Source organism: Methylobacterium sp. WL116 (genome assembly GCF_008039455.1).
GTDB lineage: Bacteria > Pseudomonadota > Alphaproteobacteria > Rhizobiales > Beijerinckiaceae > Methylobacterium.
Genome location: NZ_VRUV01000186.1, coordinates 1 through 8023, shown reverse-complemented (window position 1 = coordinate 8023; position 8023 = coordinate 1). Strand labels below are relative to the sequence as shown.

Here is an 8023-nt window from a genome sequence, read left to right as displayed (position 1 = left end):
CCGCCGCCCCGTGCGCGAGCCCGGGTTGCTGCCCCCGGGCCGTATCCCGGAATGAGCGCGTGGCTCGCCGACGGCGTCGGAATCCACCTGATCCTGCTGCTGGCGAGCCTGGTGATCGGCCTGATCGCCGTGACGCGCTGACGAAGGCGTCTCAGGCGTCGCCGACGACGCCGGCCTCGTCCTGCGCCTGCAGCACGTCGGGCCGCGGCATCGAGATGATGTTGTAGCCGGAATCGACGAAGTGGATCTCGCCGGTGACGCCGCCGGAGAGGTCGGACAGCAGGTAGAGCGCCGAGCCGCCGACATCGTCGAGCGTCACGGTGCGCCGCAGCGGCGCATGTGCCCTCTGGTGGTTGAACATCAGGCGCGCGTCGGCGATTCCGGCGCCGGCCAGCGTCCGCATCGGCCCGGCCGACAGGGCGTTCACCCGGATGCCGTCCGGGCCGAGATCGGTGGCGAGGTAGCGCACGGACGCCTCGAGCGCGGCCTTGGCCACGCCCATCACGTTGTAATTCGGCATCACGCGGGTGGAGCCGCCGTAGGTCAGCGTCAGGAGCGAGCCGCCCTCGCGCATGCGCTTGGCCGCCCGCTGCGCGATCTCGGTGAACGAGAAGCACGAGATCGTCATGGTCCGCGAGAAGTTCTCGCGGGTGGTCACGTCGACGTAGCGACCCTTGAGCTGCGCCTTGTCGGAAAAGCCGATGGCGTGGACGACGAAATCGAGGGTGCCGTCGAAGCGCTCGTCCAGGGCCGCGAAGGTCGCGTCCACGGAGGCAAGGTCTTCCACGTCGCAGGGCAGGACGATATCGGAATCGAGCCGGGCGGCGAGCGGCGTGACGCGCTTGCCGAGGGCATCGCCCTGATAGGTGAAGGCAAGCTTCGCACCGTGCTGATGCAGGGTTCTGGCGATGCCCCAGCCGATCGAGTGGTCGTTGGCCACGCCCATGATCAGGCCGCGCTTGCCCGCCATCAAACCCGTCATCCGATCCGTCACTCCCGAGCGATGCGCCTCTTCGAGCGCAGTAGACAGGGACCGACGCTTAGGCGCGGGGGACGGCGCTGTCCAATCGGCAGCGAGGAAAAAACGAAAGCCCTGCCATCCGGTGGGGCTCGATGACGGCCGAAGGGGGCGTTCGCGCTAGAAGTAGCCGCGCGTCTGGGCCTTGGCGTCGTCGATCAGCGCCTGCTTGGCGTAGATGCCGGCCGAGCCGACGATCACCGCAGCCAGCACGAATCCGATCAGGACGAAGGTCATGCGCGCGCCGCTCCAAGGCATGGCTTTCCGACGAAACCGGAACCGGAAGCATGGGTTCCGGTGGTTAACGATCCCTTTCGCCGCGGATCGTTCCCGAATGCCGTGTCGGCCGCCGCCGGGGGAGGATCGCAGGTCTTGCTCGACGCGTCAGGCGTCGACGTTCTTCAGCACCAGGGTCGCGTTGGTGCCGCCGAAGCCGAACGAGTTCGACAGCACGTGCCCGAGCTTGGCCCCGTCCCGGCGCTCGCGCAGGATCGGCATGTCGGCGAAGGCGGGATCGAGCTCGTCGATGTGCGCGCTCGCGCTGATGAATCCGTTGTTCATCATCAGCAGGGCGTAGATCGCTTCCTGGACGCCGGTGGCGCCGAGCGAGTGGCCGGTGAGGGACTTCGTCGCCGCGATCGGCGGGCAGGCCTCGCCGCGGCCGAAGACCTCGCGGATCGCCTCGATCTCCTTCTCGTCGCCCACCGGCGTCGAGGTGGCGTGCGGGTTGATGTAGTCGATCCGTGCGCCCTTCAAGCCTTCCATCGCCTGGCGCATGCAGCGCACCGCGCCCTCGCCGGACGGCGCCACCATGTCGTACCCGTCCGAGGTCGCGCCGTAGCCGGCGATCTCGCCGTAGATCCGCGCGCCGCGCGCCTTGGCGTGCTCGTATTCCTCGAGCACGAGCACGCCGGCGCCGCCCGCGATGACGAAGCCGTCGCGGTTCGCGTCGTAGGCGCGCGAGGCCCGCTCGGGCGTCGCGTTGAACTTCGAGGACATCGCGCCCATCGCGTCGAACAGGACGGAGAGCGTCCAGTCGAGATCCTCGCAGCCGCCGGCGAAGATGATGTCCTGGCGGCCGCCCTGGATGATCTCGGCGGCGTTGCCGATGCAATGGTTCGACGTCGCGCAGGCGGAGGCGATCGAGTAGTTGACGCCCTTGATCTTGAACCAGGTCGCCAGCGTCGCCGACGCGGTCGAGGACATCGCCTTCGGCACCGCGAACGGGCCGACCCGCTTGGGGCCCTTCTCGCGGGCGATCGCCGCCGATTCGACGATCACGCGGGTCGAGGGGCCGCCCGAGCCCATGATGATGCCGGTACGCTCGTTCGAGACGTCGCCGGCTTCGAGACCCGAATCGCGGATCGCCTGATCCATCGCGACGTGGTTCCACGCGCTGCCGCCGCCGTGGAAGCGCATGGCGCGGCGGTCGACGATGCCCTCAGGGTCGAGGTCGGGCCGGCCGGAGACCTGGCTGCGGAAGCCGTGCTCGGCGTGGGACCCATCGCGCGTGATCCCGGACCGCCCTTCGCGGAGCGAGGCGAGCACTTCCTGGGTGTTGTTTCCGATGGATGAGACGATGCCCATCCCGGTGACGACGACACGGCGCATGAAAGAACTCGTCTCCACGGCGACGCCCCCCGGATGGGGCGAGCGTCACGCTTCCTCGTCAGCTAGGATGCCGCCGGCCTGTTTCCAACCGGCGAGGACGCGCCTCGTTGCGCGAGACGCGTCGGAATCAGGTCCGCCGCTCAGCTCTGGAACAACGCGACGCGCAGGTCCTTGGCCTCGTAGATCCGCTTGCCGTCGGCTTCCAGCCATCCGTCGGCGATGCCGAGGACGAGCTTGCCGGTCCGGACCCGACGCAGGTCGACGCCGTAGACCACCTGCTTGACCGTCGGCAGGACCTGGTCCGTGAACTTGACCTCGCCGACGCCGAGCGCCCGGCCGCGGCCGGGCGAACCGAGCCAGCCGAGATGGAAGCCGACGAGCTGCCAGAGGGCGTCGAGCCCGAGGCAGCCCGGCATCACCGGGTCGCCCTTAAAGTGGCAGGAGAAGAACCAGAGGTCGGGCCGGATGTCGAACTCGGCGCGCACCAGGCCCTTGCCGTGGGCGCCGCCCTCGGCACCGATCTCGGTGATGCGGTCGAACATCAGCATCGGCGGCAGCGGCAGCTGGGCGTTGCCCGCGCCAAAGAGTTCGCCGCGCCCGCAGGCGAGCAGGTCCTCGTAGGAATACTGCGAGGCGCGGGGGGCGGTCTGTTCGGTGTCGGACGTCATGAAGGCGGGTCGGTCCTCGTGTCGCGAGCTTCGGTCGGCGGGCCCGGGCCGGCTTCGGCGCCGGCACGCGTGCCGTACACGGGGCGAACCGCGCACTCGGCGGCCTCGTTAGCATAGGCGCGGAGCCGGTTCCAAGCTGGCGCGAACGATGCGGCCGTCACGCGGAGCGGGGGAGGGCCGACCGCGGCGTGTTGCGAGCCGGCGACCGTTCCCATATACACGAAAGCGAAATTCTTCATCCCTCGCGAGCGTTCAGTCCCTCCGATGTCCGAACTGCTGTCCCTACAGGCCGCGCTCAACGCCCGGATCCCGGCCCTCTCGGGGGATGCATCGGGTGCCGCCCGCCGTGGCTGTCCGCTCTCGGACCTGCGCGACCGCCTGCGGCGCGCCGGCCTGCGCCCGACGCGCCAGCGCCTGTCGCTCGGTTGGCTGCTATTCGGGCGCGGCGACCGCCATCTGACGGCGGAAATGCTCTACGACGAGGCGATGCGCGCCAAGGTGCCGGTGTCGCTGGCGACGGTCTACAACACCCTTCACCAGTTCACCGAGGCCGGCCTGCTGCGCCAGCTCGCCCTCGACGGGTCGAAGGCCTACTTCGACACCAACCCGTCGGAGCACCACCACTTCTTCCTCGAGGACGAGGGGCAGGTGCTAGACATGCCCGATTGCGGCATCACCGTCGAATCGCTGCCCGATGCGCCCGAAGGCATGGAGATCGCCGGCGTCGAGGTGATCGTCCGCCTGCGCCGCCGGCCCGGCACGCGCCGCCAGAGCTGAGCAGCCGCCGAACCTTCCAGACTCAAGAAAAGGGCCCGGTGCGAACCGGGCCCTTTTTTCTAGTCGACCTTCTCGTTCGGGTAGACGCCCCAGAGGCGGTCCTGGTGGATGTAGCCGTCCACGTCGTGCTTCGAGGGCAGGGCGACGACGAGGCGGCACCACGATCCGGTGCAGGTCTTCACGCTGCCGATCACGCCCGCCTCCAGGCGGGCCTCGTCCTCGGCGCCGTCGTCGGCACGCGCGCGCAGCGGGATCGCGGCCTTGTCGGCGCCCTTGGACGCGGTGACGATCGCGGTCCGGCGGCCGGAGAGCAGCGAGTGCAGGACCCAACCCTCGGTCCCCTCCGAATCGCGGATGCGGCGCCAGGTCTCGAACTCGGCGACGATCTCGACCGGCATGCCGGCGCGCTGGAACACCCACAGGGTGCGGTGATCCTTCGAGGGCCCCTCGCGCAGGTTGACGCGATCGGTCTTCAGGCTGGCATAGCGCGGCAGCGGCAACTTGGTGACGGGCCCGATTCCGGATTCGGGACCGCCGCTCGCTGCGGCCGATGCCGTCCCGATCGAAGCCGGCAGGGTGAGGGTGGGCGACGCCAGGAGGGCGGCGCCCACGAAGAAGAGCCGAGCCAGCCGCATCGTCCATCTCCTGATCTTCGCGCGTCGGCGACAGAACGCCCGCGCCGCGGGCTGGTGCCGCCGCGGCACTTCGGATTGTGTTCCGGCCTGCCTCTGGTAGAGAGGCCGGAAGCCGTCCGCTCCTGTCTGGCGGAGCTCGGTTAACGGAGCTTGAAACCGGGAACGGGACCGGTCCACGATGCGTCGACGCCGCGCGAGGCGTTCGTGTCGGGCCTGCCCGAACCGGTGATGGGAGAGAAGATGTCGTTGAAGCGCAAGCCGCTCGTCGTCGTGACGCGACGCCTGCCGGACGCGGTCGAGACGCGGATGCGCGAGCTGTTCGATGCGCGGCTGAACCACGACGACGCCCCGCTCTCGCCCGATCGGATCGCCGCCGCGATGCGTGAGGCGGACGTGCTGGTCCCGACCGTTACCGACAAGATCGACGCCGGCCTCCTCGCCCAGGCCGGGCCGAACCTGCGATTGATCGCCAATTTCGGCAACGGCGTCGACCACATCGACGTGGGCGGGGCGCTGGAGCGCGGCATCACCGTCACCAACACGCCCGGCGTCCTGACCGAGGACACCGCCGACATGACCATGGCGCTGATCCTCGCCGTCGCGCGGCGGGTACCCGAGGGCGCGCGCATCATTCCGGACGACGACTGGACCACGGGCTGGTCGCCGACCTGGATGCTCGGGCGCCGCATCACCGGCAAGCGCCTCGGCATCGTCGGCATGGGCCGGATCGGGCAGGCGCTCGCCCGCCGCGCCAAGGCGTTCGGCCTGCAGATCCACTACCACAACCGCCGCCGGGTCCCGGCCGCGATCGAGGCCGGGCTGGAGGCGACCTACTGGGAATCGCTCGACCAGATGCTGGCGCGCGTCGACATCGTGTCGGTGAACTGCCCGCACACGCCCGCCACCTACCATCTGCTTTCGGCCCGCCGCCTCAAGCTGCTCAAGCCCGAGGGGATCGTCGTGAACACCGCCCGCGGCGAGGTGATCGACGAGAACGCGCTCGCCCGCCTGATCGAGGCCGGCGAGATCTCGGCGGCCGGCCTCGACGTGTTCGAGCAGGAGCCCGCGGTGAGCCCGCGCCTGATCAAGCTTGCCAAGTCCGGCAAGGTCGTGCTGCTGCCGCATATGGGCTCGGCCACGTTCGAGAGCCGGATCGACATGGGCGAGAAGGTCATCATCAACATCAAGACCTTCATGGACGGCCACCGCCCGCCGGATCGGATCCTGCCCAGCATGCTCTGAGCCGGGATCGGGACACGGCATGGGGATGGTGAGCGCCTCGACGGAAGCGACCGGGACCCCGGTTCCGCCTTTGGCCGGTCGGATGCACGCGTTCCGCAGCCTCGGCGGCAATTGCGAGTTCGGCTTCGTGCAGCGCTACGGCGGCGCCGAGCCGTCGGGCCTGTTGCGCTTCGCGTACACGCCCCTCGACGACCTCATCGAGGCACTGACGACCGATTTTTCGAGGTACGGCGCCCCCGGAGACCTGATCCTGGAGGCGACCGAGACCGGCGTGTATTATTGCCGGAGCCAGACCTACAACATCTGGTCGAACACTCAACGACAGGTCGAAGGTACTGATCACGACGCGCTGCTCGAGCGCGAATACGGCCGGGTGGCGCACCTGAAGGCCAAGATGCTCGCCGACCTGGCGACCGGCGCGAAGATCCTCGTGAGGAAGGTCGAGCCGGGCGAGCCCGATTCCGCCTTCGCACGGCTGGCTGAAGCTGTGTGGCGCCATGGGCCGTCGACGCTGCTTCGTGTGCACGAGGCGGATGACGACGGGGTGGTGCCGCCTTTCAGGCGCACCGGGCCGAGAGTGCTGGAAGGCGGCGTCCGGCGGTTCGCGCCCGGGGAGCAGGCCTGGGACGTCGACCTCGAATCCTGGGTCGCCCTGTGCGATGCCGCCTATGCCGAGCATGCCGGCGTACCGCTGGCCTGGCTCGCGCCCGCGCCCTCCGCCGATGCGATGCGGCTTCCGCGTGGGACGACGCGGCACAAGGGCCTCCATCGGGAACCGGGCCTGAGCGCCTTCACCAAGCTGCTCGACCCCGCTCGCTTCGATCCGGCAACACCCTACGTTTTCTCCGCCTGGGTCCGGATCCCGGCGGGAGCGTCGCCCGAGCGCATCTTCGCCGTGATGGGCCGCGAGCGCCTCGGCTGGTGCGATGCCGACCTGACGGTCCGCGATCGGTGGCAGCGCGTCTGGGCCGCCGGCCGCATCGGCACCGGGCAGCATCGTCCGTGCGTCGGGCTCGGCCTGATCGGAGGAGCCGGCGACCGGTTCCAGTCCCGCGACTGGCACCTTCACGAGGGGCCGGTCCCCGATTGGGCCGCCCCGCCGCCCCCGGAATCGGCCGTGCGGGCGGTCTTGCAAGGCCTTCTCGGACGACGCACCTAGAGGCGGCTTCGCGGAATCCTCGAAGATCGCTCCGGTCGGACGCGGATCAGGCTACGTCGCCGCTCACCGCGACCCGCGCATCGGCGCTCTGGAACAGCCGCTCGCTGGTGAGCTTCAGAAAGCTGAAGCCGAATTCCGGGTTCTGGTAGTAGAGCTGCTTGACCGCGGAATAAGGCACTTCCAGCGCCCGGCCGGCCTCGGTGCAGACCAGTGAGGCCGTGCGCCTGTTGCCCGGCGAGAGCAGGCCGAGCTCGCCGACGATGCCGCCGGCCCGCACCTCGATCCCATATTCCGGGATGCGGAAGCAGCCGGCCTCGACGTAGTACATCGTCGTCGCCGCCTCGCCCTTGGCGAACAGCGATGCCCCGGCCGCGAACGCCCGCTCGGTGCCGTAGGGCTTCAGCCAGTCGAGGGAGAGGTCGCCGTCGGCGGCCTTCTCCACGTCGCGCACCAGTCGGACCATCTGCCAGAGCCGCCAGGCGTTGAACGGGATCTGGATCGCCTCCGTCAGCACCACCGGCATGCTGCCGATCAGCAGGCCGTAGGTGATGACCGCGGCGCTCGCCACGAGCGAGATGATCCGCAGCGGGATCATCGTGCTCATCGCCGAGGCCGAGATGGTCAGCGCCGTCCCGAGATAGCCGATGCCCTCGACCCAGTTCATCAGACGGCCTCTTCCCGCATCGCGATCATCCGTCCCCTGATGCATCGCGTTTCAGGCTCGACCGCAAGACGATCCGGCGCCGCCGCCTCATCCCGTCACGCGGCTGTGCCCATCCGGATACGCTCCGCCACGGCGTCGGCCGCCCGCACACCCTCGGCATAGGCGCCCCCGGTCGTGCCCCACTGCTCGCGCGACAGCGCCTCGCCGGCGAACCAGATCCGCTCGCCGACCGCCGCGTGCAGCGTTCGG

The 8023-nt window shown here is 69.6% G+C and carries 9 protein-coding genes; 3 read left to right on the top strand and 6 right to left on the bottom strand.

The window, feature by feature from the left end; genetic code table 11:
- Window positions 1-151: 151 nt before the first annotated feature.
- The 3 genes from fabI to fabA all read right to left on the bottom strand — a co-directional run bounded on the left by fabI (window position 152) and on the right by fabA (window position 3297).
- A complete protein-coding gene (gene fabI / locus FV223_RS14570; RefSeq protein ID WP_147727716.1) occupies window positions 152-982 on the bottom strand; it encodes an enoyl-ACP reductase FabI in 831 nt (276 codons plus the stop codon).
- Window positions 983-1402: 420 nt separating this feature from the next.
- Window positions 1403-2629 (bottom strand): beta-ketoacyl-ACP synthase I, encoded by a 1227-nt coding sequence (gene fabB / locus FV223_RS14565; RefSeq protein WP_147727715.1) that lies wholly within the window; start codon window positions 2627-2629, stop codon window positions 1403-1405.
- 140 nt (window positions 2630-2769) lie between these two features.
- Window positions 2770-3297 (bottom strand): 3-hydroxyacyl-[acyl-carrier-protein] dehydratase FabA, encoded by a 528-nt coding sequence (gene fabA, locus FV223_RS14560; protein WP_147727714.1) that lies wholly within the window; start codon window positions 3295-3297, stop codon window positions 2770-2772.
- 264 nt (window positions 3298-3561) lie between these two features.
- Here fabA and irr point away from each other — a divergent pair, with 264 nt between their 5' ends.
- Window positions 3562-4074 carry a Fur family transcriptional regulator Irr gene (gene irr / locus FV223_RS14555; protein ID WP_147727713.1) on the top strand — a complete coding sequence of 171 codons (513 nt, stop codon included), beginning with the start codon at window positions 3562-3564 and terminating at the stop codon, window positions 4072-4074.
- 59 nt (window positions 4075-4133) lie between these two features.
- Here irr and FV223_RS14550 read toward each other — a convergent pair whose 3' ends face one another.
- Window positions 4134-4709, bottom strand: a complete 576-nt coding sequence (locus FV223_RS14550) for an SH3 domain-containing protein (RefSeq protein ID WP_147727712.1) — start codon at window positions 4707-4709, stop codon at window positions 4134-4136.
- A gap of 240 nt (window positions 4710-4949) precedes the next feature.
- On the opposite strand from FV223_RS14550, the gene FV223_RS14545 reads away from it, so the two are divergent.
- Together FV223_RS14545 and FV223_RS14540 are read left to right on the top strand one after the other, a co-directional pair.
- Window positions 4950-5951, top strand: a complete 1002-nt coding sequence (locus FV223_RS14545; RefSeq protein WP_147727717.1) for a D-glycerate dehydrogenase — start codon at window positions 4950-4952, stop codon at window positions 5949-5951.
- A gap of 82 nt (window positions 5952-6033) precedes the next feature.
- Window positions 6034-7110: a hypothetical protein gene (locus FV223_RS14540; RefSeq protein ID WP_147727711.1), complete on the top strand. Its 1077-nt coding sequence runs from the start codon at window positions 6034-6036 to the stop codon at window positions 7108-7110.
- Between the two features lie 46 nt (window positions 7111-7156).
- On the opposite strand, the gene FV223_RS14535 is transcribed toward FV223_RS14540, so the two are convergent.
- Both FV223_RS14535 and FV223_RS14530 read right to left on the bottom strand, forming a co-directional pair.
- Window positions 7157-7774 carry a cyclic nucleotide-binding domain-containing protein gene (locus tag FV223_RS14535; protein ID WP_147727710.1) on the bottom strand — a complete coding sequence of 206 codons (618 nt, stop codon included), beginning with the start codon at window positions 7772-7774 and terminating at the stop codon, window positions 7157-7159.
- A 95-nt stretch (window positions 7775-7869) separates the two neighbouring features.
- Window positions 7870-8023 (bottom strand): FAD-dependent oxidoreductase (locus tag FV223_RS14530; RefSeq protein WP_187276143.1); only part of this gene is annotated, 154 nt, incomplete at its 5' end.